The following is a 26,142-nucleotide window of genomic DNA, read 5'->3' on the forward strand; positions in this document are numbered from 1 at the left end:
AGCATGCATCGGTATAAAGAAAAAACAGGAGAGGCTTATTTCCCCTCCTGTTCTGTTATGCATTTAAATCATACCGCTTTCCTGTCACTAAATAAATGACATGCTCCGCAATATTAGTAGAATGATCTGCCACTCTTTCAATATAGCGGCACACAAAGGCAAGCTGTGTAATTTGGTTTGTGTTGCCAGGATTTTGCTGCAGATAGCCCATTAATTCTTTAACAAGCATGCCATACATTTCATCCACCTTATCGTCATCCTCGGCACATTTTCTTGCCAAAGCTACATCCTCCTGCAGAAACGACTGCAAGGAATCGCTCAGCATTTTTAATGCCATATCCATCATTTTGGGGATATCGACTATTTCCTTTATAAGCTTTTCATTGCCAATATGTAACGTTGACTTGGCGATATTTACCGCATTGTCGGCAATCCGTTCTACCTCAGAGGAAATTTTTAAGGCAACGATAATTTTGCGCAAGTCCCTTGCCACAGGGGCTTCCATCGCAATCAGTGAAATTGCTTTATCGTTAATATCGTTCTCTAATTCGTCAATGGCATTATCTCGGTCTATAATACCCTTTGCTTGTTCAAGATCTTGGTTAATTAACACTTGGATACTGTCTTGAATAGAACTCTCCGTTAGCCGAGCCATATCCATCAGCATATCCTTTAATTGGTTTAGATTGCTGTCAAAGTTTGTTCTTATATTCATGCGCTATCTCACTCCTCTTATCCGAATCTTCCTGAAATATAACCTTCTGTTCGGTCATCGGCCGGGTTTGCGAAAATCTTGGCTGTTTTGTCAAGCTCAATAAGCTCACCCATTAGAAAGAAGGCAGTTTTGTCTGATACGCGTGATGCCTGCTGCATATTGTGTGTGACAATAACAATCGTGTACTTTTGTTTAAGCTCAAGGATTAATTCCTCAATCTTTAAGGTGGAAATCGGGTCAAGTGCGGATGTTGGTTCATCCATCAAAAGCACGTCCGGCTTTGTCGCTAACGCTCTTGCGATACAAAGTCTTTGCTGCTGTCCGCCAGACAATCCGAGTGCTGGCGCGGTAAGCCTATCCTTAACTTCCTCCCATAAAGCCACATCCTTTAGTGAGCTTTCCACTATCTTATTCAGTTCGTCCTTTTTCTTAATGCCATGAATTCTTGGACCATAAGCAATATTATCAAAAATCGATTGTGGAAACGGATTTCCTTTTTGGAAGACCATCCCTACCTTCTTCCTTAAATCAACAAGGTCCAGTCTTTCCCTTAATATATTTTGACCATCAAAGTTAATTTGCCCAGCCATTTTTACATTTGGTACATAGTTAATCATTAGATTCAACGTTTTAATGAATGTCGATTTCCCACAACCAGACGGACCAATAATGGCAGTAACCTCTTTCTCATTTATTGGAAAATTGATATTCTTTAAAGCATGGTGGTCACCATACCATAAGTTAAGATCCACACAATCAAATATCGCCTTTACATCAGTATTTGTAGACAAAATCTTTTCCTCCTTACCCAAACCGTCCAGAGATATACTCTTCCGTTTTCTGATTGGAAGGCGCTGTGAAAATCTTTTCTGTGACATCGTATTCAATGAGATCTCCAGAGAAAAAAAAGGCTGTTTTATCTGATATACGAGAAGCCTGTGACATATTATGCGTCACGATGATGATAGTATAATCATTCTTCAAATCCAGTATCAATTCCTCCACCTTTGCGTTAGAAATTGGGTCTAATGCAGAAGAAGGTTCATCCAGCAGCATGACAGTCGGTTTCATCGCAATCGTTCTTGCAATACAAAGTCTTTGCTGTTGCCCGCCGGAAAGAGACAAAGCAGATTTGTGAAGACGGTCTTTAACTTCCTCCCAAAGTGCTGCTTTTGTTAAGCTTTCCTCAACAATTTGGTCAAGCTCTGCCTTCTTCCTAATTCTATTGTATTTTAAAGCGTGCGTTATATTATCATAAATTGATTTTGGAAAGGGATTTGGCTTTTGAAACACCATACCAATCTCCTTGCGCAATGCGACAACATTAATATCATCTGCTAATAAATTAATGTCTTCATAGAGAATTTCACCCTCTGCTCTCGCACCAGGAATAAGGTCATTCATACGATTAACTGTTCGCAAAAAGGTTGATTTACCGCAGCCAGACGGTCCTATAAGTGCTGTAATTGAGTTTTTTTCAATTTGCATGGAAATGCCATTAACTGCTCTTTTTTCACCGTAAAAAAACTCCAAATTTTTTACATCTAAAATGGTTGTTGTCAAAGTATTCACCAGCCTTCTATTTCGTTGCCGTGATTTTTTTATGAATGAATGTGCCAATCCATCTTGCTAAAAGGTTAAATATTAAAACAGCAAGTATTAATACAGCAGATGCACCATTGGAAACCTGTTCAATATCAGGAATCAGCCCTTGTGTATTTACAGACCAAATATGAACAGCAAGTGTTTCGGCAGGTCGGAAAATATTTAATGGTGATCTGTCCGAAAACGGGTTCCAATCAAGATAATTCAATCGTGGAGTAGACAGCCCTGCTGTAAACAACAGTGCTGCTGCTTCCCCAAAAACACGACCTGATGCCAATATTGCACCAGTCAAAATGGATGGAAATGCACTTGGCAGAATTACTGTTTTAATGGTATGCCAATGAGTGATCCCTAATGCAAGACTGCCTTCCTTCAGCTCTCTCGGAACCGTTCTGATAGCATCCTCACTAACCCTAACTAGGACTGGCAAGTTAAATACGGTAAGTGCAAGCGCTCCACCTAAAATCGTATAGCCCCAGCCAGTTAAGTTAACAAACATTAATAGTCCGAACATCCCAATCACAATCGATGGTAAGGAGGACAATACTTCAATACAAGAACGAATAATATCTGTCACTTTTCCTGGTCGTGCATATTCGGCCATAAAAATCCCTCCGCCAATACCAAGGGGAAGTGAAATAATCATCGTGATAACAAGAATATATAAGGAATTAAATAACTGATCTCGCACCCCGCCGCCTGCACGCACATTGCTTGAAGGGGATGTTAAGAAATCAAATGAAACGTACCTTAACCCATTAAACAGAATATAAGCAAAAAGCCCAACAAGTATCGATACAATCACAGCGGCTATGACTACTAATACGACAGTAGCAATACGGTCTGCTGTTTTACTGTTCATTACATTTTCCTCCTTGACGAAACATAGCGAATGAGGATGATAAAGATGAATGACATAATAAGGAGAATCAGTCCCATCGACCATAGTGTATTATTTTCCACACTTCCATAAGTAGTATGGCCCATATTCAAGGTGATGATTGTCGTTAATGTTGCGGCTGCATCAAGCAGGCTTGACGGGATAACCTTCACATTACCGATTACCATTTGAACAGCTAACGCTTCGCCAAACGCTCTTGCCATTCCAAGAATGACTGCTGTTAACAGTGTTGGCAATGCTGCTGGGATAAGGACTTTGCGAATCGTCTGCCATCTTGTCGCTCCTAATGCATACGAGCCTTCACGGAGATTTTTTGGTAACGAGCTCATCGCATCTGTTGCAATACTAGTTATGGTCGGCAATATCATAATGGACAAGACGATTGTTCCAGCAAGCAAACTAAACCCGAGTCCGCCAATATGATCGCGAATAAAAGGAACAAGTACGGTTAAGCCAATAAATCCATATACAACAGATGGAATCCCAACAAGCAGCTCGATCACAGGCTGGATTATCTTTTTCCCCCAGGAAGGAGCTATCTCTGTCATAAAGATTGCTGCTCCAATTCCGAGTGGGGCAGATACAAGTGCAGACAAAAACGTTACGGCAAAGGAACCAAAAATAAATGGCAGCACACCAAACTTCGGATTTGCCTTATCGGTTGGATTCCATTCCGTGCTTGTCAGAAACTCAGTGAAGCTAATTCCATTTTTGATAAACGATTGTAATCCTTTTACACCAAGGAAAATCGTAATGGAAATAGTGACGGCAATCATAATAATGGCACATAAAGTTACTAAGATTTTTCCACGAAACTCATTCCCAAGGCCGGTTTTTCCTGATTTTAACAATCTTTGTTTTGCAGGAATTGTTTTTTCCTCCATGCCGAAAAACACCCCTTTATGGAAACAGGGTAAATGCTTTTCTGCATTTACCCTGTTCAGTTTTTAAAGATTTTTTAGATTTCCTTCAGCATCTCTTTCTACCTTCATTTCCGTTACTGGCAAATAGCCTTGTTGTTTGAGCAAAGTACTTTGAATATCATCAGACATCACGTAATCAAGGAATGATTTTCCAAGTCCTGCTGCCTCACCTTTTGTGTAAGAATGCTGATATGCCCAAATAGGGAATTTACCAGTTTGCACATTTTCTTCCTTTGCCTCAACTCCATCAACAGCCAATGCCTTTACGGAATTATCTGTAAAATAAGAGAAAGCCAGATAACCGACAGCACCTTCTGTTTCTTTCAGGATTTTCTTCACTGTATTTGAGGAATCTTCTGTAATTCCCTCAGCAGGGGTTGCGCCATCTAATCCAAATTTGTTAAAGACAGCACGAGTACCTGATGAATCTGGTCGGTTAACAAGAACAATCTTTTGATCCTTGCCGCCAACGTCCTTCCAGTTTGTGATTTTACCTGTAAAAACTTTTATTAAATCTTCTTTTGAAATATCGGTAATACCAACATTCGGATTAACAGCTGCAGCAATTCCAACAACCGCTACTTTATGATCAACTAGCTTCGCTGCATCAATGCCTTCCTTTTCTTCTGCATATACATCAGAGTTTCCAATATCAACAGAGCCTTCCGAAACTTGTGATAAGCCTGTACCAGAACCACCTGCGTTAACTTGAATATCAGCATTTGGATTCTCTGCCATAAATTCCTCCGCAGCAGCAGCAATCAACGGCTGCATCGCAGAGGAACCAGAAACAACAAGAGAACCAGAATTTCCATCGTCACTATCTGCATTATTATTACCTCCACCACATCCAGTGGCAATAACCATTAATGCTACTACCATTAAAACGTAACCTAATTGTTTGAAACTTTTCATAGTAAACCCTCCTATGTAGTTATGATTTAATTTTTTACTAATGAATGCACAGTAAAAAGATAATTTTCACAAACTTAGTATGTGTTACAAAATAAGTAGTTATTATCTATTATCAACCACATTTTATGCCAAATTTTAGGTATGCAGAGATTCGCTCTCAGACGAAATTAACTATACCTTTATGTACCTACGTTCATCTAATTTCCTTCTAGAGCCTTCTAGAAACGGCTTATTTTATGTAAAGATAAACCAAGCGTTTTCCGGTTATTTTGAAATCAAATTCGAAAAAGTGCAGATTTATAATATAAATAAGACTTAAATGCTTCTCTTTTAAGCTAACTTCCGATAATATATAGTTATCGGAAGTTAAGAAATGCAGTTAGGAGAGGAACAAATGCTCGTTCCAGACAATAAAAGCACCCCCGCATTCAGCAAGCAGCAAATGGACAAAATAAACTATTATATCTCCCACTCGAAAAGCAGTAATACGAAAAAGAGCTATTTTGCGGATTGGAAGCATTTCACCGATTGGTGCACATTACATAATGTTTCACCCATTCCAGCTGAGGTGGAAACGATTTGCTTCTACTTAACAGAGCTGGCAGAAACCCATCGATTCTCCACATTAAGAAGACGGATTGCTTCAATAAGTGAAGCACATAAAATGAGCATGCATGTCAGTCCGACAAAAAGCTTAGAAGTGATTGCACTGATGGATGGAATCCGCAGAGAAAAAGGATCACGGCAAAAACCGAAGAAAGCATTGATGCTTCAAAATCTTCCTGATTTAATAAGTAAGATTGATACATCAACTTTAGCAGGTGTTCGAGATAAAGCGATTATTCTGTTAGGATTTGCCCTTGCAAGCAGACGGTCCGAGTTAGTGGCGATAAATGTTGATGATTTGGAGTTTCATGATTTTGGCATGGACGTTAGTGTACGGGATACGAAAACGAGAAATGATGATTTGATTAAAGGTGTTGTGTTTTCGAATAATGATTATTGCCCTGTGAAAGCAACAGAGGATTGGATCGAAACAGCGAAGCTTTTTAACGGAGCATTGTTCCGCTCGATTGATCGACACGGCAATATGAAGGGACGCCTTAGTGATAAGTCCATTTCTTTAATCATTAAGAAGTATGTTGCATTAGCCGGCATGGATCCAAGACAATTTGGCGGTCACAGCCTGCGGAGCGGATTATCAACAAGTGCTGCGATGATGGGAATGACCGATATTGCCATCATGAAGCAGACTGGACATAAAACAAGAGAAATGGTTGATCGGTATGTACAGGCAGGGCAAAGATATCGTAATAATGCGAGTAGCGTTTTGCGGAATTTGTAAGTGAGGATAATTTGCTATATATAATGGAAGAAACTCGGTTTTTTTTTCGAGGTTTTTCATTAAAAAAGAGAAATGGATGGTGCTCCATTTCTCTTTTTTGTCTTACAGCTCTGCTCCGTTTGTTTCAATCACTTTTTTATACCAATAAAACGAGTCCTTTTTAATTCTATCATATGAACCATTACCTAAATCATCTGCATCAACATAGATAAAGCCATAGCGTTTTGACATTTGAGAGGTCGATGCACTTACGATATCAATACAGCCCCATGAAGTATAGCCGAGCATTTCGACTCCTTCCTTGCAGGCAAGATTCATTTGCTCAAAATGCTTGCGGAAGTAATCGATGCGATACTCGTCATGCACCTTGCCATCAACTAATTCATCAATCGAGCCAATTCCATTTTCGACGACAAACAATGGCAAATGATAACGATCATACAAATCAATCAGGGATATGCGTAAACCGACAGGATCTACTTGCCAGCCCCAGTCACTAATATCTAAGTACGGATTTTTTACGCTCGTAATTAAATTGCCGCCAACCTTTTCCATTTTATCTTCATTCACGCTTTTAATCATCGACATATAGTAGCTGAAGGAAACAAAGTCAACAGTATGCTGTTTTAATATTTCATCGTCTCCTGTCAGTTTATCAATGATAATATCATTCTCAGCCAAATAGCGCTTCATGAACAGCGGATATTCGCCAAATACCTGGACATCTGCATAGAAGGAGTTATCTCGATTATGTCTTTGCGCAAGCAGGACATCCTCTGGATTAGAGGTTAATGGGTAAGCTAGCGTTTTTGTCAGCATACAGCCAACCTGTGCGTTTTCAATCATTTCATGTGCGTATTTCGTTGCTAAGCTGCTTGCGATAAATTGATGATGCAAGGCTTGGTAGATCGCTGCCTCTGCCTCTTTTTTGCTTGCATACTTTTCTTCAACAACACCAACTGTTGTGAATGGATGTCTAAAGACACTGTCAATTTCATTAAAGGTTAGCCAGTATTTCACATACTCTCCAAAGTGTTCAAAGCAAACCTTCGAATAGGTAACAAACATATCCACTACCTCACGAGAAACCCAGCCATCATAATGATTAACTAAATAAAGCGGCATCTCGTAATGAGACAGGGTAACAAGTGGTTCGATATTTCGTTTGCGCATTTCTTTAAAAAGACCTACATAGTAATCAATCCCCGCTTGAATCGGCTCTTCTTCTGTTCCTGTTGGAAAAAGCCTTGTCCAAGCAATCGAAACTCTTAAAACCTTCATGCCCATTTCTTCCATTAACGCTAAATCCTCTTTATAGCGATGATAAAAGTCAATGCCCCGTCTTTTCGGATAATAAACAGTATCGTCTGTTTGCATGGCCTCTTCTATTTGCTCTGGGCTAACATGCCACTGACTGACATAATCACTTTTATCAATATTCGGCTTATACATTGCCACATCTGCGACAGACATTCCCTTGCCGTCTTTATCCCAAGCACCCTCTGCTTGGTTTGCTGCAATCGCTCCACCCCATAAAAACTCTTTTGGAAAATAACTTTTCTCTGCCATTTATATCTGCTCCTTTTTATCTGCTGCTGGTAGCTCAAGGCTAGCACCATTTGTTTCGATAATCCTTTTATAATAATGGAAGCTTTCTTTCTTTAAGCGTTTCATACTGCCACTGCCGTCATTTTGCTTATCAACATAGATAAAGCCATAGCGTTTTTCCATTTCACCTGTTCCGGCTGAGACAATATCAATCGGTCCCCACCATGTATAGCCAATAATACTGCAGCCATCCTTGATTGCCTCTGCTATCATTTCTACATGGTCCTTTAAATAGTTCATTCTGTCTCGATCGTCAATTTTTCCATCGACTACTTTATCATGCAGACCAATACCATTTTCTACGATAAAGAGCGGCTTTTGATAGCGATCTGTCAATTCATTACATACATAGCGAAGTGCTAATGGATCAATCGGCCATCCCCAAGGAGTCTCCTGTAAATACGGATTCTTCTTGCCTATGATGCCACCGGTATTTCCAAGAATTTTCATGCCTGCTTCATGTAGAGAACTGCGATAGAAGCTGAAGCCAAGATAGTCACAAACACCTTCTTTAATGACAGCTAAGTCTTCACTTGGTATAGTTACATTCAATTCATGTTCTTCTACTATTCTATTAAAGTAAGCCGGATACTCCCCTCTTAATTGCACATCACTGTAAAATAACGATCTTCTTCTTAGCTCATTTGCTGCAAAGATATCCTCTGGATTACAGGTTGCTGGGTATACCGGGCTTAATGAAAGCATACAGCCAATCTGATTTTCCTTATCGACTTGATGACCATTTAAAACAGCTTTTGCACTTGCTACAAACATATGGTGGCTGGCATGATACATATCCTCAAGCTTCTCCTTTTCATCAACATCGCCAATATGAAGGCCTGCTCCTAAAAGCGGGAGCGTATGGGTATGGTTTATTTCATTAAACGTCATCCAATACTTCACTAACCCTTTGTAGCGATTAAAAACAACTTCACAATATCTTTCGAAGAAGCTAATCAGCTTGCGGTTCTTCCAGCCACCATATGCCTTCACTAAATGAAGCGGTGTTTCAAAATGGGATAAGGTAATGACTGGCTCGATGTTGTAAGACTTTAATGTTTGAAACATATCCTCATAGAAGGCAAGACCCTTCTCATTTGGTTCTTGTTCATCTCCATTTGGAAAGATTCTGCTCCACGCAATCGATGTGCGGAAGCATTTCAAGCCAATCTCTGCTAATAATGCAATATCCTCTTTGTATGTGTGGTAAAAATCAATCGCCTCATGGCTTGGATAAAACACGCCATCTCGCACCTCTAGCTTTAAATCATCGAATCTATTTTTACCAACAGGCAGAATATCTGAAACACTTAACCCTTTGCCATCCTCAAGATATGCTCCCTCTGCTTGATTAGCAGCAATCGCGCCGCCCCATAAAAATCCTTCTGGAAATTCACTCATATTGTTGCACCTCCACTGTTATTCCATTTCATTAAAGGCACAAGGTCCTTAGCATGGTTTTTGATAATGTCTGCCTGCGCTGCTTCTGGCACATTCGTAAAAATCATCATCGATGTCGGATCAAACCCTGCTTCTTTTATTACTTCTAAATCAAACTCTGCCAGCACTTGACCTTTTTCAACTTTATCACCGACTTTTACCTTAGGCTTAAATCCTTTGCCGTTTAACTCGACTGTATTAATACCAATATGAAGCAGGATTTCTACACCAGAAGAGGAAGTAATCCCAAATGCATGACCTGTTGGGAAAGCAACCTCAATCGTTCCTGAAACTGGGGCATAAAGGATGCCTTTCTCAGGTACAAACGCAATCCCATCACCCATAGCTCTTGAAGAGAAAACCTCATCATTCACCTCATCAAGGGAAATAGCCTGACCAATAACAGGTAACTGAATTTTAGAAGGATCTGCATCTGCAGTTGGTTTAATCTCTATCTCATCTTCCTTAATCCCAATAAAGTAGGTTAGTGCAGCACTTAAGATAAAGGCGCCTGATATACCGATAACATAATAGATAAATGTGTCGCCAAGAAAGGCAGGCAATGTTGTTATTGCTGGGAAAACATAAACTATTGCTTTTGTTTGCATCGCACCCATAAAGGCACCCATAATTCCGCCGGCAATCGCTTGAGCTATAAGCGGTCGCTTAAAGCGAACAGATAAGCCGTATACGATTGGCTCTGTGATGCCACCAAGTAATGCTGGTAAAATCGAAGACAATGCTAATGTTTTCGTCCCTTTGTTTCTGCTTCGTAAGAATACGCCAAGGGCAACACCAGCACTTGCAAACGTAGCAGCTGCAATCATAGGACGAAGTGTATCAAAGCCATATGTGGAGAGGTTATTGATCATAATTGGCACAATGCCCCAATGGATACCGAGCATCACTAAGAATGTCCAACCTGCACCAATCACTAATCCAGCTAATAAACCACTCTTACTGCTAATAAAGTTCATTAAGTCGCCAAGCCCATTCCCTAAACCAACACCAATTGGACCGATGACCATAACTGTTAACGGAACCATGATTAATAACGCAACCATCGATAATGCAAAAATTTGAATGCTTTTTGGAATAAAGCGCTTTAAAAGCTTCTCTAAATGAGAGTAAACATAGATGGCGACAATGGCAGGAATGACTGTTCCTGAATAACTCATAAGGACTGCAGGGATGCCAAGGAAGTCAACTGTCACACCATTTTCTGTCACAAGTCCTGTGAAATTCGGTTCTAATAATGCTGCAACGATTGCTAATGCTACGAATTGATTTACTTTAAATACTCTTGCAGCACTCACAGCAAGAAATAATGGTAAAAAGTAAAAGACACTATTGCCTGCAGCAGATAAAATTTTATACGTACTGCCTTCTGCATCTAAAATATGATATTGAGATAATAGCACTAATAGAGCTTTCGTCATTCCCGCACCGGCCAAAGCAATGATAATCGGATTAAATATCGATGAGATTACATTAAAGAAGCGTATTAATATATTGCCTGATTTCTCTTCTTTTTCATCCTGTGACACATCATCACTATCTGAACCAAGTGCACTTTTTATTTTGTATTTATTCATGATATACTGATACACGTCAGCAACTTCATTACCAATCACCACCTGGAATTGACCATTTGCCTCAACAATGGACAGAACACCTGGCAGATTTTGAATTTTAGCCTTATTTGCTTTAGCAATTTCAGCATCCTTTAACTTAAAACGTAATCTTGTCACACAATGGTACAGGCTAACAATATTTTGTTCCCCACCAACGCTGTCAATGATTTCCTGCGAAAGCTTACCATAATCTTTTGACATATTGAACGCTCCCTTTACTTTATGAAGTTTTTCTTTGCACTTTTACTATAACAATTTAGTTAACGCTTTCATTAAAATTTCGATTTTTGGAAACCGTTACATTATATTAGGAGGTTAAAAAATGGGGCAATTAATTTTACGATTACTTGTTGTGCTTAATAATGAGAAATTAGATTCTACCAACTATCATATTGCGATGACTTTGTTGAATCATTATCATCATATAACAACTTTAAGTATTACAGAGGTTGCGAAGCTATGTAATGTCTCCAAATCAACGGTATCTAAATTTGCTCGTTCGATTGGATTTGATGACTATTTTGATTTAAAGGACGCGGCAGTCTTTATTGAAAATCGCTTTCAAAACGACTTGAATTACGTATCAAATATCCTTTCTTCGATTGAGAGGCTTGGCACAGAAAGCTATTTTGATGCCATAATAAAAGATATTGAAGCATACAAAAACCTAATTGATGTAGATGCTATTGATCGATTAGCCAGTGACCTATTAAACTATGAAAACGTAGCTGCCTTTGGGTTACTATTCTCTGAATCAGCAGCAATTGATTTACAGTATAAATTAGCCTACAACGGTAAATTTATTGTGACATTCCAAAGTGATATAAAACAAGAGGAGTATATTGAGCAGGCAAACGAGGATACACTTATCATTATTTTCTCCAATTCAGGCAATTTCTTAGCGAAACAGCAGCTACGCGCAGGAACACCAAAAAAGAATGTATTCAAACAAACAAAAGCCAAAATCGTGGCGGTCACCTCTAATACAGACGTGAAGGATTATCCGTTCGTTGCTGATGGCATTTACTTTCCACATCAAACAGAAATCCAGACACATGCGGTGCTGTATCAGATTATTATGGATATGCTTGTTAGTCGGTTTCGGTATTATCGGAAGATGGAGCAGGTAGAATAGGAGAATAAAAACTATTTATCCATTGGCAATCTGTAAATATTCATTATAAAAGGCTTGAGCTATCGGATAGCTCAAGCCTTTTATCATTTTTATACGGCTACACTCTCGTTAACAACCACTTTCTTCTCAACCGTAAATTGATCAAGTGCTTGATCATCGATATCATAGCCAATACCTGCTTGTTGTGGTACATCCACAAATGTGCCGTTTAGCTCGATTTCTGGTTTAATGATATCTTGGTTGTAATAGCGGGATGATGCTGCAATATCATTTGGCAATGTGAAGCCTGATAGTGTAGCAACTGCGACGTTATGTGCACGTGCAATCCCTGAATCTACCATGCCGCCACACCATACTGGAATACCGTGGCTCTCACAAAGTGCCTGGATTTTTTTCGCTTCTGTTAAACCGCCGACACGGCCTACTTTAATGTTGATGATGCCACAGCTTCCTAATTCAATCGCTTTACGTGCATCCTCGACTGTATTGATGCTTTCATCTAGACAGATTTTTGTATTGATTTGGGCTTGTAGTGTTGCATGGTCTACAATGTCGTCATGATCAAGTGGTTGTTCAATCATAATTAAATCTAATTTATCCAGCTCCTTGAATACTTCAATATCATCTAATGTGTAAGCAGAGTTAGCATCTGCCATTAGCATTATGTCGCTGAATTGCTCGCGGACAGCTTTCATGATTTCCACATCTTTTCCTGGTTTGATTTTGATTTTAACTCGTCTGTAGCCTTCATCTAAATAGCCTTGCACAACCTTAACCATTGTTGCAGCGTCCTTTTGGATACCAATGCTGACACCTGTTTCTACTTGTGTTTTCGTTCCGCCAAGAAGCTGGTAAACTGGCTTGTTTTCGATTTTTGCATATAGATCCCAAAGCGCACAGTTGATTGATGATTTTGCTAGGTTGTTTTTACGGATATGCTCGAAGATTGTGCTTGTTTCGTCAGGATGAGCAATATCGCCTGCTTTTAGCAATAATGGAATTAAGCAATCCTGTAATGCAGCCCAACAGCCATTCACGAACTCTTCATTGTATAATGGGTATTCAAATGCAGAACACTCCCCGTAACCAACTTTCCCTTCGCCATGAATCTCAACAATAATGCATTTTTTTGCTGTCATTGCCGCAAAGCTAGTTTCAAATGGTGCTTTCAATGGAATATCAACTTTTCTTAGAACGATTTTATCAATTTTCATGGTCAAACACTCCTTAAGATTGTTTTTTCAAATATTCTTTTAAATTAGTTAATACACGGTTGTTGTGAGTCAGCAGGATGTCCTGCAGCTCTTCAAACTTAGCTTGTTGTATCAAATCAAGCATCTTCTCATGCTCCGTTATAGAGAGATGGATGCGATTTTCAAATGTGAAGTTGAGGTTTTGGAACATTAACAAAGGATATTTTAATTTCAAGTAGAACTCCTTCAGCACATCACTGTTCGTTAAACAAATCATGTGATAATGAAAGTTAAAATTCATCAGTGTATAGTCTACTTGATTTTTCACTGTTTTCATTTGCTTCAATTCTTCTTGAAGTGAATTGAACGAATAATCAGATATATCATCTTGGTTTAAGCGGCGAATTGCCATTTGTTCGATATTGTTTCTTATTTCGAAAATATCGTACACATCCTGCGCCGAGAATTCCTTAACAAAGCTGCCTTTTCGCGGAACCTTCACAGCAATTCCCTCCTGCTCCAACCGGTACAGTGCTTCTCTTACAGGTGAACGGCTGACAGAGAATTTCTCCGCATAATCACTTTCTCGAATCCGACTGCCCTGTGGTAATTCACCATTTATGATTTGATTGACCATATAATGAAAAATCTCATTGGGCAATTGTTGGGTTTGCAGTAACATCCTCTTCTTCCTTTCTTTTTGGTACAGCACGTAAAGTTAATGAAACGATAAAGGAGAGAGCCACAGCAGCAATCAAGAATATAAACGCTGCATTGTATGAACCATTAAATAAATCAATCAAGAATCCAATCGCAAGTGGTGCAACAAAGCCGGCAATTTGTCCGCCGAAATTAACAATCCCAGAAGCGGAGCCGAACTTATCTGGTAAAATGAAGCTCGCTAATAACGCAAAGATTGATCCAAATGCAATTGATTTAAAGAAATAAACTAGTATTTGGAAAATGATTACGGAAGTTAATGTTTTTGATGAGTACATTCCGTAAATAAGTACTGCAGTTAGGATTGAGACAATACTTAGCAAGTATTTTTCTTTTTGCTGGAAGAACTTCATCATCAGCCATCCGCTCAAGGCTGCCCCAAGACCTGCGGCAATGAATGGGAGCGGCACAAGAATCGAGATTGCTTTTAAGTCAACACCACGGACATTTAATAAATAAGTTGGCATCCATGAATCTAACCCCTTATTTACAATACTTACACCGAAACAAATGATGACTAATTGCCAAATGATTGTGCTTTTTAATAGCTCTTTATAGCTGATAGAGTTTTTCGTTTTTGCTTGGGCTGCAGCTGTATTTTGCTTCATTGGACGAAGCCAGAAGTAGTAGAAAACAGCGAAAACGATACCGATAACACCAATAATATAAAACGTACTTCTCCAGCCAACAGCTAAAATTAGCGGTGCAATGACCAATGGTGCAATGGCACTGCCGACATAGTTAGATGACAGCATACCCGTAACAGCTTTTGGTCGCTGAGACTGTGGAAATACTTCAGAAACAGCCTTCAAGCTAGCTGTTGGATAAGCACCTTCACCAATACCGAAAAGTATACGGATAAACAATAAGGACACTAATGACCAAGCCATACCAGTCATCGCCGTGAAGACCGACCATAAAAGGATGGCGATAAGTGCGACAATATTGGAGCCGAACCTATCTGCTAGCCATCCGCCTGGTATTTGCATTAGGGCATAACTGAAGAAGAAAACACTGACAACTAAACCAAGCTGTGTTGCATCAAGGCTGAATTCAGCCCCTATGTACGTTAAAGCAAGTGAAATGGCGGCCCTGTCGATATAACAGATACAATAGCCAATGTACACCAATGTAAATACAAAATATTTAGATCGAACTCCCTTTAACGTACTCATCTTCCTTCACTCCGCCCTCTATAATTTTAGAAATTTCCGAGATAATATGAAAAGTAGATTTAATACCACTTTCAAAATTAACAAGCTTAAGATTTTCATTCGGCGCATGATTCGCTTGATCAAAGTTAGCATAAGGAACAATAAGAACCGGAACATTTAAAATATCTGTCCACACATAGTTTGGCAATGTTCCCGGCATAACCGGCTCTAAAATAGGGTTTGTGCCGAAGCCTTGTTCAAGTGCTGCCAATACTGGTTTAACAAAAATGGAATCAATGTTTGTACTAGACGGAGGAGTGGAAACCATTTTTATAACAGAAACGCCTTCAATTGGTTCAATCATTTTTTCGATATTTTGATAGATTTCATCAGGATTTTGCTTGCCGACAAGACGCATGTCTAATTTCAGCAATGCTTTTGATGGAATAACCGTTTTTGCGCCTGCATCAACATAACCACTGTTAATACCTGAGATATTTAGGGTTGGTTCATACATTAATTTTGTAAAGTATTCTTCTTGGGAGAGTGTCAGGTTAGGTAGCCCGATCTTAGCTGCTAATGTTTCATTATCATATGGAATCTGATTTAATATCGCTTTTTCTTGCTCATTTGGTGCTTGTACGCCTTTATAGAAGTCTTTAATTGCCACCTTGCCGTCATTACCCTGCATTTGTGACAATAATTCCACTAGCTTCCAAGCAGGATTTTTAATAATATTGCCAGTGTTTCCAGAATGATTATCCTGGCTTGCAGAAACTGCCTCAAGCTCTATATATAACATTCCGCGAACACCAAGACGAAGCACAGGTGCGCCGCTTTCATGACACGAGCCGTCGATGGAAATCGCTAAATCTGATTTTAATAAATCATCCTTATGCTGTTCGACAAAGCTTCCAAGGTTTGCACTGCCTTGTTCTTCCTCTCCTTCAAACACAAATTTCACATGAAAAGGAAGCTGTTTATGTATTTCTAAATAAGCCTTAATCCCAAGCAATTGTGCCATTAGCTGTCCTTTATTATCACCAACACCACGGCCGTACAAGCGGCCATCTCTTACGTTTGGCTCAAATGGCGGGCTAACCCATGCAGCAACAGGATCTGGTGCCATTACATCATAATGCCCATACAATAAAACAGTAAAATCCTGCTGTCCTTTAATTTCCCCAAACACAATCGGGTGACCAGCAGTTTGAATGACCTGAGTTTTAGCATGAATGCCTTCTAGTAACGCAGACACCTTTTCTACTGTTTCCTGCATCCCTTCACCGCTTGAGCTAATACTTTTTTGTTTAACAAGTGCGATAAGTTCATCTATATTCTTCGTTCTGTTAGAATCAACGAATTCTTGAATATTAGTAGCTGCCACACTAAAACCTCCTTCACCATTGTCGATTGTCGACAATTTCTAATCAATAAGTTACTACCTTGGATAAAAGAAGTCAATATATTTTCAGAAAATTATTTATATTATATTTATTTGGATATGATGCTTTATTGAGATAAGATAGTTGTTTTATTATTGTGGGATAGAAACTATGAAACTTATGATTGGTATATAAGAAAAGGTGGAATATTGGTTTCCTCCCTTTTTGTGTTGCAAAATTGGTTTTTCTTAATTGCTTTGTTTTATTAATTAATTTTGTATTTATTTGGATACGTAAAATTTATTATTCGTTGGTTAATCCATGCTCTTCGTTTCTCAATTCGACTTGTTTATCTGTGCGAATTGGTTTCCTATCTAATTGCTGTAATTTTTTCCAAATCATCAGAATAAACAACTTAAGTCCCGTTTGGTCAATGTCTTAACATATAACTTTTTCTCATTTCTTAAAAGCATTCCTTCCAGTTGAAAACCTACTTCTCCTCCTCATCACATATTCTTACTATATAGGACTGTGCGACTCATATAATCCTGATTTTATAACATACCTTAGTTTAATTTTTACAAAAAAAACAGCTTTAAAATGTTACTAAAAAAGCAACTATTTCCGAATTAATGGGAGTAAAATCGTTGCCTTGCCGTGAAAAGCAAATATAGCGTTTGAGTCATAATCTATAAAAATAAAATAGACTGCCCGCAAACCTAATTTATAATAAGTTTGTAGACAGCTTAAAGAGAAAAGTATTTCCCTACTTATTTATAATTAGTTCCCATTAGACCTCCTCTATTACCAAGGGTTATAAACTAATTCAGGTCCTTTCTGGGTGCGTAAAATCATTGAGTCTGTTCGTTTATTTATCCATTCTCGCAGTAAAAATGCGCCATTATTTGTTTCTATTTGGATATCTGAGCGAATTGGTAAGCTATCTAGTTTCTCCAGTACCTCTACTGCCTCGTTCCTATTAATCGGATGTGGTGCATATACGACGATATCAAGGTCGCTTGTGTCTTTTATCGCTGGGTAACCGGTCGCTATTTCGAAGCCTGCGCTGCCTGTTGGGCCCCATTGCCAGTCACCCATGATTTTTGCCACTTTATCGATGCTTTTTAAAACAGGTAGTTCTCGTCTTTGTGCGTTAAGTAAATTCCAGCTTTTTTGTTGTGCCAGCATGTATGGAGTGATAATCTCTTCGATTCCGTTGCGATGTAATATCGCTGCTTGCCGCTGATTACGTTGCTCGCCTCGAATACCTACAGGAATGAAATCATTTGTTTGTTCTGCTCGGCGCACGACAACGAATGGGGCATTCCTTAGTGAGGCAGTGACCCATTCGTTGTCTTCCTTCCATTCCAGCTGTGATAGATCTGAGACTTTTAATAAGTCATGTGGCTGAATTACCATTGCTGTCTCAGCATTTCACGGACCTTCAGTGTTGCAGCACGGCCACCATTTATTGCTTCGTCTGTTTGCAAGCGGAAGCTTAAATCAGTCGCTGCATCCTTTGTGCTCGCAATTGCTTCAATCAATGTTTGCTCTACTGTTTTTATATCATGTTCTGTTGGTGAATCGGCGTTAATATTGGTAAGTAATTTATACAGCGGTCCTAATGAATGATAGCTGTGAACGTCATACGCCATAGATGGAACAGACTTTGTTGCTTCCTCTAATTGTTCGATCGTGCGCTTTGTTATTCTCGCGGCTGATGCTTTTGACATTGCTTGAATGTTTATCTTGTCATCGTCTAATGCAATGAGACGATTGGACTGCAAGCCATGTGCTAAAAAGGCGCCGGAAATGGCATTGCCGCAAATAAGCCCGATAACGGGGTGACCCTTTTGCCTTGCTGTTGCATACGCATCTGCACTTGCGGCAAGTGCTAAGCTGATGCCAACCAGTTCCTCTTTGTAGCCATATGCCTGGCTTGGCACATCAATTACGGCGATAATTGGACGTTTGACTTCTTTATCAGCATCTTGACTTATAACATCGCGTACTATTTGAGCAGCAGTCCAGCCTTCAAACAGTCCTACTTCCCCATTGCGCGCTCGAGGAAAATGATTATTAGCATCTGGAACAATCGCAATATAGCGAGCCAATTGGCCATTTTTGGCTACATCAGCCGCTAATACAGATGGTGTTGCACCTGTCGGATGAGTGATGCCAGTCAGTTCAGCGAACCATTTATATCCTCTTGATGGTGAAATGTCTGCATTCCCGTCTTCTGCCATTGGGACTGCCTGCTTTTCCGCTTGATGCAGTTTAAAGTAATCTGCATACTTTTCAGGATTCCATTGTGCAGAAGAATCGATTCCTTTAAGTAATGAAAGATGGAAGTCAACCTGTTCTGTTTTGGCAGGTCTTTTTCCTTCTGATAGCGCGACCTCGATTGCCTCCACTATCGACTCAATGTCATCTTCTATTACTTGATCAAGGAGCCCCGTTCTAACACGTTGTTTTGCGCCAATTGTATTCCAAATCAATGCCTTGTCACTTGAATCAAATTCCATAACACCAGCCTCTTGCTCAATTACCTCTGGTCCATTCAGTCCTAAGCGGGCTTTATTTGTGGCAAGCAATGTTGTGCAAAGTTCAGCGACAATCGACATGCCTCCGAATGCACCAACTCTTCCCGGAATCAAACCAACAACAGGAACATATTGACGTAATGCAACAATTTGATTCGCTATTTCAGAAATCGATAATAGCCCGTAATTCGCTTCCTGAAGGCGCACACCGCCAGTATCAAATAATATGATCGGATAAACAGCGTTGCATTGTTTATTATCTTCCAAAGCCAGTTCTAGTGCTCCAGCAATTTTCGCACCGCTGACCTCACCAATACCGCCGCCTTGAAACGAACCTTCTAACGAAATAACGACAACATTTTTCTGATTGATTTGTCCGCGCGCAATGATAACCCCATCATCGCTTTGCGGAACGATTCCTTGTGGCTCTAGGTGAGGTGACTGCATTTTATCGAGTGGTCCCAGCAATTCTCGGTATGTGTCTTTATCCAATAACGCTTTTGCCCGCTCACGCCCATTCAATTCTACTAAACTATTCCTCAATTCTGAGCACCTCCAATGCTTGGGTAAGCCTTAACTGGACCACACCTGGTGTTGCACCAAAATCATGTATTGTAATATTTGCGGTGATAGGATAGCGATTGAAAAAACGTTCTAATACATTTCCCCAAACCTCACCAAAGCCATCACTGCCTGTAAGCACACTAACTTCGGTTGAAGTTCCCTCAACCGGCTCTATAATAATTTCCAAATCCCCTGACCCGACAACACCAATATGTGTGGCGAATTGAATCGGTTTAGAAGTTTCAAATTGAAACTGTAGTTTTTCCATTCTTGAACACCTCCGTAATTAACTGACTAAAAACATTGTCGCTGCCAATAAATCAGCACTTCCTCCAGGGGAAAGCCGTTTGGATTTGCAGTAGGCAGATAAGCATTGAAAAATGTCTCTGCCCGGTTCTGTAGCAAATCCCCCATTTTCTAAAAACTCGTGTGCCATGCTTTTTATTTCTACTAAATCCTCCCAATCTCCACGGTGCAAAATACATGTATCGTCAACCGTTGCCATTAAGGATAAGAGGGCATCAATTCGGGCAACATCCTCCGTCTTCCCTAGAGTACGGGCATTTATCAATGCAGGCAAAGCTGCATGACGAATATGGGGAAAGCCAAGCTGTGCTTCTTCCTCCGCACCCATAACACGATACTTCTTTTTTACGGCCTGTCCGTGGGTGTTGCTTATTGGTCTGTAGCGATCTTGATAGGATGCAATTCTTCCTGCCGTTTCTAATATCTTTATAGGGTTTTGCTCCTCTAGATTCGTTGCCTTTGCACTAACCAATAACCCTAATGCCCAAATCGCACCTTTATGCGTATTAACCCCATTTGTAGCGGAAAGCATCGTCTGCTCCCCTTGCCTTCCAATTGCAGCTATTTTCTCACGCAACTCTTGATTGACAGGATGGAGATAAGAAATACTGGCTATCTCTCTGAAAGTCTCCTCTAATGCATATGCTGATGTCAGCATGTGTTCAAGAGACATATCAGCATGTGCGCCACTATTGTCTGCATCAACTAAACCTGGCTTAGGTGTCAGCATCGCTTCATCAATTAACGCTTTTACTGCTTTTGCAGCCAATGCCTCCTCAAGTGTTGCAGCTATCAGCATTAAGACCAGCTCCGAAATTTCGCAGGTGGCTCGTAAAGGCCCTCTGACCATTCTACTAGGTCACTAACAGACTGTGCGGCAAGCAGGGAGCGTTTTGCTTGCTGTCTGGTAATGCCGAGATCCTCTGGATAGGCGACAATGCCTTGGTCTCTTAGAACTCTAACGTCCTTTTCTTTGCTTTCCATTCCTAAAGGCGTTACTCCGGCGATTGCAGCAAGGGCTTTTTTCCGTTCTTCTAAGCTATCAGACTTATAAAGATAAGCGATGCCTTCTTCCGTAATTACATGTGTCACATCATCGCCGTAAATCATCGTTGGTGTAACAGCAAGACCTGATTGTGTTTTTACTTGTATCGCATCTAAAGAATCAACAAACACAGGCTTTTTATTTGCACCAAATGTTTCGACCATTTGCACAACAAGCTTTCGGCCCTTCGCAAGCTCATGCGGTTTTTCAATCATATCAAGCCATGCTGGTGTTGCATGACGGCGTCCGCGTGGATCATGCCCCATATTTGGTGCACCGCCAAAACCTGCTAACCGTCCTGCGGTTACAGTTGAAGAGTTAGCTTGAGCGTCCATTTGCAGTGTGGAACCGATAAACATATCAACCGCAAATTGGCCCGCTACTTGGCATAATGCACGATTGGAGCGCATCGATCCGTCTTTACCGACAAAAAAGATATCAGGTCTTGCCGCAATATACTTCTCCATGCCGACTTCACTGCCGAAGCTGTGAATACTCTCGACCCAGCCGCTTTCAATTGCTGGTATTAATGTTGGATGAGGATTTAATGCCCAGTTTCTAGCAATCTTTCCTTTTAAGCCGAGCTGTTCCCCATAAGTCGGCAGCAATAGCTCGATAGCTGCTGTATTAAAGCCAATTCCATGATTTAAGGATTGCACCTGATGCTTTCCATACACCCCTTTAATGGCCATCATCCCCATCAACACTTGTAATTCGGTGATGTTTTGCGGATCACGAGTAAACAGTGCTTCAATAACATATGGCTTATCAGCTTTCACCACTACATCGACCCATGAACCTGGTATATCAACACGAGGCAAATCATCGACAATATCATTGACCTGTACAATGACAATTCCGTCTTTAAAAGCAGCCGCTTCCACAATCGAAGGTGTCTCTTCGGTATTATTGCCTGTATACAAATTTCCGTCTTTATCCGCTTTATCTGCCGCAACTAACACGACATCTGGGATTAAATCGATAAACAATCGTCCAAACAACTCTAAGTATGTATGTATATCGCCTAGCTTCAACGTGCCATCCTCAATCATTTGCGCAACACGCAAGCTTTGCGAACCAGAATAGGAAAAATCAATTTTCGAGGCAATTCCGTAGTCAAAAATATCTAAATGTTCAGGCATTGAAATGCTCGACATAATCATATGCAGTTCATTTACCTTAGAAGGATTCACTTCTAATAGTTTTTTAGAAAGGAAGGATGCTTGCTTTTGATTATCCCCTTCTAACACTACCTTCGCACCTGGTTCAATAAGCAGCTCCATTAATTCCACAATCCGAGAAGTGTCTACAAATTTTCCGTTCAGCAAGCGGCTTGCTTTTTCTAATTTCGCTCGTTTTTTATCACGCTTTTGCGTCCATTTATTCACTCTGCTTGCTCCTTCCATTTATTAATTAAGTATCGTATTGCTTCAAGACCGACCTCACCGACAGCGATTTGCTTTGTTGTTTCATGTGCTTGCTTAACAAGATTTGTTAAAACATTACCAGGCGGCATTTCTACAAAAGTATCCGCGCCCGACTCTACACAAATCTCAGCCATATCATGCCAGCGCACAGGATAGGCAACATTCAAAGCTAAGTCTTCAGCAATTTTGTCTTTTTGTCTTAAAATCCTTCCAGTGTGATTTGCTAAATAAGGAATTTTCGGATTATTTAAGGTAAACGTTCCTACTAAATTCAGCAGCTCTTGTGAAACATCAGCCATTAATGGGCAGTGTGATGGGATTGCTACTTTAAGCATTGTTGTTTTTCTGGCGCCGAGCTTTTGGGCATGTTGGAAAGCTGTATGAATACCTTCAACTGATCCAGACACAGCAATTTGCTGTTCGGCATTAATATTGGACAGATACACCGGCGATGCTTCTGTATGAGAAAGCTCAACAGCCTTTTTCACCTCACGCTCAGTAAGACCGCTAATTACTCCCATTCCATAACCGTCTGGATATGCTTCCTCAGTAAGCTTCGCCCGCTGATACACTAGTTTAATAGCATCGTCAAAAGTCAATACACCGGCAATAACAGCCGCCGCAAATGCACCAATCGAATGCCCTGCCACAAACTGGGGCTGAATTCCCTGCTTCATTATCTCTGTTGCTGCCGCTACTCCTTTCACAAACAAAGCCAACTGCACCCAGAAAGTCGATTGAAAAGCGTCCTCATCATCTCTTAAAGTAATCCCAATATTCTCTTTTACCTGATTAACATAGTCTGGCACATCACTCAGCATTCCAGGAATTTGTGCACCTTGCCCTGGAAAGGTAAAGACAATTTTCATGCTTTTCGCTCCTAAAGGTTTATACAATTCTTTACAATCTTTATTTTAATGTGTTTCAATAAAAAATAAAAATATATTTTCAGCACCGATTAATAACCAAATGGTTATAAGGAGATTTTCGATATGGATTTACTGCAGTTAAGATACTTCCAAGTAACAGCAAAGCATGAAAATATCACACATGCTGCCAACGAATTATTAATATCACAGCCTGCCCTCAGTAAAATGATTCGCAAGCTTGAAACAGAATTGGATATAAAGCTGTTTGATCGGAAAGGAAAAAACATTTTTCTCAATACAGCTGGCGAAAAGTTTTTAAAGTGGGTAAATCTATCACTCTACGCCCTTGAACAAGGCGTGTCAGAAATGAAAGACATTAAAAACGGGCAAATGGATACGATTACCCTTTATGTAACAGTCGGTTCGATGCTGCTGCCAAAGCTTCTCCAGCAGTTTCGAACTAAGTTCCCAAAAACACGCTTTAATTTAACACAGCACACGAATAAAAGTATTAGCTACAATTTTGCGATTACCTCCGAACCATTAGAGGGTAATGAGCATATCGTCTTACTGGAGGAAGAAATATTACTTGGTGTTCCTATCTCTCATCCGTTAAGCCATTTAGACTCCGTATCTCTCAGGGACTTGGAGAAAGAGAAATTCATCAGCTTAACGAGTGGCAAACCATTGCGGCACACAACTAATAAACTATTCGAACAAGTACATTATGAGCCAGATATTATTTTCGAAAGTGATGATCCAGCTACAGTACGAGGACTGATTCAAGAAGGACTTGGAATATCCTTCATCCCATCTATTCTTTGGAAAAATGTCAGGCAGGATCCCCTTAAGCTGCTGCATATTAGCGAACCAGAATGCAAACGGACGATTTATTTATGCTATCCAAGCGGGCATTCGTTTACAAATGTAGAGAAATCATTGTTCGATTTTCTCGTTGGTTTTTTTGAAGAACAGATTAGTGAATCACAAGGTCATTGAAGCTTTTAATCTTCAATGGCTTTTATTATGTTGAAATATGTTGATATTTATCTGTTAACTTACAAGGAAATGCTTAATCTTGTCAAATATTATCAGAATTTTTATATAAGTAATTGTTGTTTCCTTATTTTCACAGTGTTAACATTATTTTTGTAAGCGATTACAAACAATAAGGAGGAGTTACATGACTCAATTATCTGGATTGCTAAAAGAAAAGGTAGAAAAATTCCTTAACGGCCAGAAAAAACTATTTATTAACGGTGAATTTATTGAAAGCACCTCACAAAAAACCTTCGATACATACAACCCGGCAACAGGAGAGGTGTTAGCAACTGTTTTCGAAGCAGGCCCAGCAGACATCGACCGTGCCGTTAAAGCAGCCCGCAAAGCATTCGATGATGGCCCATGGTCGAAAATGAGTGCAGCAGAGAGAAGCCGCCTCATGTATAAACTCGCAGATTTAATGGAAGAAAACAGCGCCGAGCTGGCTCAGCTCGAAACATTAGATAACGGCAAACCAATCCGCGAAACTACAAATGCCGATATCCCACTTGCTGTCGAGCATATGCGCTATTACGCAGGCTGGTCCACAAAAATTGTCGGCCAGACAATTCCAGTGAGCGGACCATTCCTAAACTACACACGCCATGAAGCAGTCGGTGTCGTCGGCCAAATCATTCCATGGAACTTCCCGCTCCTAATGGCAATGTGGAAGCTAGGCGCAGCACTCGCAACAGGCTGTACCATCGTCCTAAAGCCAGCCGAACAAACACCACTGTCAGCCCTTTACCTCGCAGAATTAATCCAACAAGCCGGCTTCCCAGAAGGCGTCGTCAACATCGTTCCAGGCTTCGGCGAAACAGCAGGCCAGCCGCTAGTAGATCACCCATTAGTAGATAAAATCGCCTTCACCGGATCGACTGAAGTCGGTAAATTAATTATGGCAAATGCCTCAAAAACATTGAAACGAGTTACATTGGAGCTTGGTGGAAAATCACCGAACATCATCCTGCCAGATGCAGATTTATCGAAGGCAATTCCAGGTGCACTTAACGGGGTTATGTTTAACCAAGGACAGGTTTGCTGTGCCGGTTCCCGTGTGTTTATTCAGAAAAAGCATTTTGATAATGTCGTTGCTGATATGGCATCACATGCAAAGAATATTCAACAAGGAGCAGGTATTCATGCAGATACAGAAATTGGCCCATTAGTTTCTGTTGAACAGCAAAATCGAGTACTTGGCTATATTGAAAAAGGCCTAAACGAAGGTGCACAGCTTGTAGTCGGCGGTACTAAGCCACAAGAGCAAGGCTACTTCGTTTCCCCTACGATATTCGCTGATGTGCGCGATGAAATGACAATTGCGAAGGAAGAAATCTTCGGCCCGGTTATTTCAGCAATGCCGTATGACGATTTGGATGAATTGATTAGCCGTGCTAACAGCAGTGAGTATGGCTTAGCAGCAGGAGTATGGACGCAGAATGTTGGCAAAGCCCATTATATTGCGAGTAAGCTCCGTGCCGGCACTGTTTGGGTGAATTGTTATAATACGTTTGATGCTGCTTCTCCGTTTGGAGGATATAAGCAATCTGGTATTGGGCGTGAGATGGGGTCTTACGCTTTGGAGAATTATACGGAGGTTAAGAGTGTTTGGGTTGGGTTAGAGTAGGGTGTATTAATTAAATGTTTAGAAGGTGCTGGGTTCCAGTACCTTCT

23 protein-coding genes are annotated in these 26,142 nt (G+C 40.3%); 4 read left to right on the forward strand and 19 right to left on the reverse strand.

Annotated features, from left to right (window positions below; all coding sequences use genetic code 11):
- Positions 1-55: 55 nt before the first annotated feature.
- The 6 genes from phoU to CEQ21_RS04430 all read right to left on the reverse strand — a co-directional run bounded on the left by phoU (position 56) and on the right by CEQ21_RS04430 (position 5,059).
- Positions 56-715, reverse strand: coding sequence for a phosphate signaling complex protein PhoU (gene phoU / locus CEQ21_RS04405; RefSeq protein ID WP_185763431.1), 660 nt, complete (start codon positions 713-715; stop codon positions 56-58).
- A gap of 17 nt (positions 716-732) precedes the next feature.
- The gene (gene pstB / locus CEQ21_RS04410; protein ID WP_185764084.1) at positions 733-1,593 is read right to left on the reverse strand and encodes a phosphate ABC transporter ATP-binding protein PstB; all 861 of its coding nucleotides are present in this window, start codon (positions 1,591-1,593) and stop codon (positions 733-735) included.
- On the reverse strand, positions 1,520-2,320 hold the full coding sequence (pstB, locus tag CEQ21_RS04415; RefSeq protein ID WP_185764085.1) for a phosphate ABC transporter ATP-binding protein PstB: 801 nt from the start codon (positions 2,318-2,320) through the stop codon (positions 1,520-1,522). The genes pstB (CEQ21_RS04410) and pstB (CEQ21_RS04415) overlap by 74 nt, the downstream gene beginning before the upstream one ends.
- The gene (pstA, locus tag CEQ21_RS04420) at positions 2,295-3,182 is read right to left on the reverse strand and encodes a phosphate ABC transporter permease PstA (RefSeq protein ID WP_185763432.1); all 888 of its coding nucleotides are present in this window, start codon (positions 3,180-3,182) and stop codon (positions 2,295-2,297) included. The genes pstB (CEQ21_RS04415) and pstA overlap by 26 nt, the downstream gene beginning before the upstream one ends.
- Positions 3,182-4,105 carry a phosphate ABC transporter permease subunit PstC gene (pstC, locus tag CEQ21_RS04425; RefSeq protein ID WP_185763433.1) on the reverse strand — a complete coding sequence of 308 codons (924 nt, stop codon included), beginning with the start codon at positions 4,103-4,105 and terminating at the stop codon, positions 3,182-3,184. The genes pstA and pstC overlap by 1 nt, the downstream gene beginning before the upstream one ends.
- Positions 4,106-4,168: 63 nt before the next feature.
- Complete coding sequence (locus CEQ21_RS04430; RefSeq protein ID WP_185763434.1) at positions 4,169-5,059, reverse strand: phosphate ABC transporter substrate-binding protein; 891 nt, start codon at positions 5,057-5,059, stop codon at positions 4,169-4,171.
- 373 nt (positions 5,060-5,432) lie between these two features.
- Between CEQ21_RS04430 and CEQ21_RS04435 the strand changes: the two genes are divergently transcribed.
- A complete protein-coding gene (locus CEQ21_RS04435; RefSeq protein WP_185763435.1) occupies positions 5,433-6,404 on the forward strand; it encodes a site-specific integrase in 972 nt (323 codons plus the stop codon).
- A 102-nt stretch (positions 6,405-6,506) separates the two neighbouring features.
- Here CEQ21_RS04435 and CEQ21_RS04440 read toward each other — a convergent pair whose 3' ends face one another.
- From CEQ21_RS04440 to CEQ21_RS04450, 3 genes are read right to left on the reverse strand one after another with little or no spacing between them, the layout of a single operon-like run.
- Positions 6,507-7,973, reverse strand: coding sequence for a glycoside hydrolase family 1 protein (locus CEQ21_RS04440; RefSeq protein WP_185763436.1), 1,467 nt, complete (start codon positions 7,971-7,973; stop codon positions 6,507-6,509).
- A complete protein-coding gene (locus CEQ21_RS04445) occupies positions 7,974-9,413 on the reverse strand; it encodes a glycoside hydrolase family 1 protein (protein WP_185763437.1) in 1,440 nt (479 codons plus the stop codon).
- Positions 9,410-11,287 carry a beta-glucoside-specific PTS transporter subunit IIABC gene (locus CEQ21_RS04450; protein WP_185763438.1) on the reverse strand — a complete coding sequence of 626 codons (1,878 nt, stop codon included), beginning with the start codon at positions 11,285-11,287 and terminating at the stop codon, positions 9,410-9,412. Before CEQ21_RS04450 ends, CEQ21_RS04445 begins: the two co-directional genes overlap by 4 nt.
- A gap of 121 nt (positions 11,288-11,408) precedes the next feature.
- Here CEQ21_RS04450 and CEQ21_RS04455 point away from each other — a divergent pair, with 121 nt between their 5' ends.
- Complete coding sequence (locus CEQ21_RS04455) at positions 11,409-12,221, forward strand: MurR/RpiR family transcriptional regulator (RefSeq protein ID WP_185763439.1); 813 nt, start codon at positions 11,409-11,411, stop codon at positions 12,219-12,221.
- 89 nt (positions 12,222-12,310) lie between these two features.
- On the opposite strand, the gene menC is transcribed toward CEQ21_RS04455, so the two are convergent.
- The 10 genes from menC to CEQ21_RS04505 all read right to left on the reverse strand — a co-directional run bounded on the left by menC (position 12,311) and on the right by CEQ21_RS04505 (position 23,427).
- Complete coding sequence (gene menC, locus CEQ21_RS04460; RefSeq protein WP_127740555.1) at positions 12,311-13,435, reverse strand: o-succinylbenzoate synthase; 1,125 nt, start codon at positions 13,433-13,435, stop codon at positions 12,311-12,313.
- Positions 13,436-13,448: 13 nt separating this feature from the next.
- A complete protein-coding gene (locus tag CEQ21_RS04465; RefSeq protein WP_185763440.1) occupies positions 13,449-14,096 on the reverse strand; it encodes a GntR family transcriptional regulator in 648 nt (215 codons plus the stop codon).
- Positions 14,065-15,309, reverse strand: coding sequence for an MFS transporter (locus CEQ21_RS04470; protein ID WP_185763441.1), 1,245 nt, complete (start codon positions 15,307-15,309; stop codon positions 14,065-14,067). The genes CEQ21_RS04465 and CEQ21_RS04470 overlap by 32 nt, the downstream gene beginning before the upstream one ends.
- Complete coding sequence (locus CEQ21_RS04475; protein WP_185763442.1) at positions 15,281-16,675, reverse strand: M20/M25/M40 family metallo-hydrolase; 1,395 nt, start codon at positions 16,673-16,675, stop codon at positions 15,281-15,283. Before CEQ21_RS04475 ends, CEQ21_RS04470 begins: the two co-directional genes overlap by 29 nt.
- A gap of 802 nt (positions 16,676-17,477) precedes the next feature.
- Entirely contained in the window at positions 17,478-18,092 is a 615-nt protein-coding gene (locus CEQ21_RS04480) for a malonate decarboxylase holo-ACP synthase (protein WP_185763443.1), read from the reverse strand.
- Complete coding sequence (gene mdcD, locus CEQ21_RS04485) at positions 18,086-19,759, reverse strand: biotin-independent malonate decarboxylase subunit beta (protein ID WP_185763444.1); 1,674 nt, start codon at positions 19,757-19,759, stop codon at positions 18,086-18,088. Before mdcD ends, CEQ21_RS04480 begins: the two co-directional genes overlap by 7 nt.
- Positions 19,749-20,048: a malonate decarboxylase subunit delta gene (locus CEQ21_RS04490; protein WP_185763445.1), complete on the reverse strand. Its 300-nt coding sequence runs from the start codon at positions 20,046-20,048 to the stop codon at positions 19,749-19,751. Before CEQ21_RS04490 ends, mdcD begins: the two co-directional genes overlap by 11 nt.
- A gap of 18 nt (positions 20,049-20,066) precedes the next feature.
- On the reverse strand, positions 20,067-20,885 hold the full coding sequence (locus CEQ21_RS04495) for a triphosphoribosyl-dephospho-CoA synthase (RefSeq protein WP_185763446.1): 819 nt from the start codon (positions 20,883-20,885) through the stop codon (positions 20,067-20,069).
- Complete coding sequence (mdcA, locus tag CEQ21_RS04500; RefSeq protein WP_185763447.1) at positions 20,885-22,537, reverse strand: malonate decarboxylase subunit alpha; 1,653 nt, start codon at positions 22,535-22,537, stop codon at positions 20,885-20,887. Before mdcA ends, CEQ21_RS04495 begins: the two co-directional genes overlap by 1 nt.
- Positions 22,516-23,427, reverse strand: coding sequence for an ACP S-malonyltransferase (locus tag CEQ21_RS04505; protein ID WP_185763448.1), 912 nt, complete (start codon positions 23,425-23,427; stop codon positions 22,516-22,518). The genes mdcA and CEQ21_RS04505 overlap by 22 nt, the downstream gene beginning before the upstream one ends.
- Positions 23,428-23,550: 123 nt before the next feature.
- Here CEQ21_RS04505 and CEQ21_RS04510 point away from each other — a divergent pair, with 123 nt between their 5' ends.
- Entirely contained in the window at positions 23,551-24,426 is an 876-nt protein-coding gene (locus CEQ21_RS04510) for a LysR family transcriptional regulator (RefSeq protein ID WP_185763449.1), read from the forward strand.
- 184 nt (positions 24,427-24,610) lie between these two features.
- Positions 24,611-26,095 (forward strand): aldehyde dehydrogenase family protein, encoded by a 1,485-nt coding sequence (locus CEQ21_RS04515; RefSeq protein WP_185763450.1) that lies wholly within the window; start codon positions 24,611-24,613, stop codon positions 26,093-26,095.
- The last annotated feature ends 47 nt before the right edge of the window (positions 26,096-26,142 follow it).

This window comes from Niallia circulans (assembly GCF_007273535.1).
Classification (GTDB): Bacteria; Bacillota; Bacilli; order Bacillales; family Cytobacillaceae; genus Niallia; species Niallia circulans_B.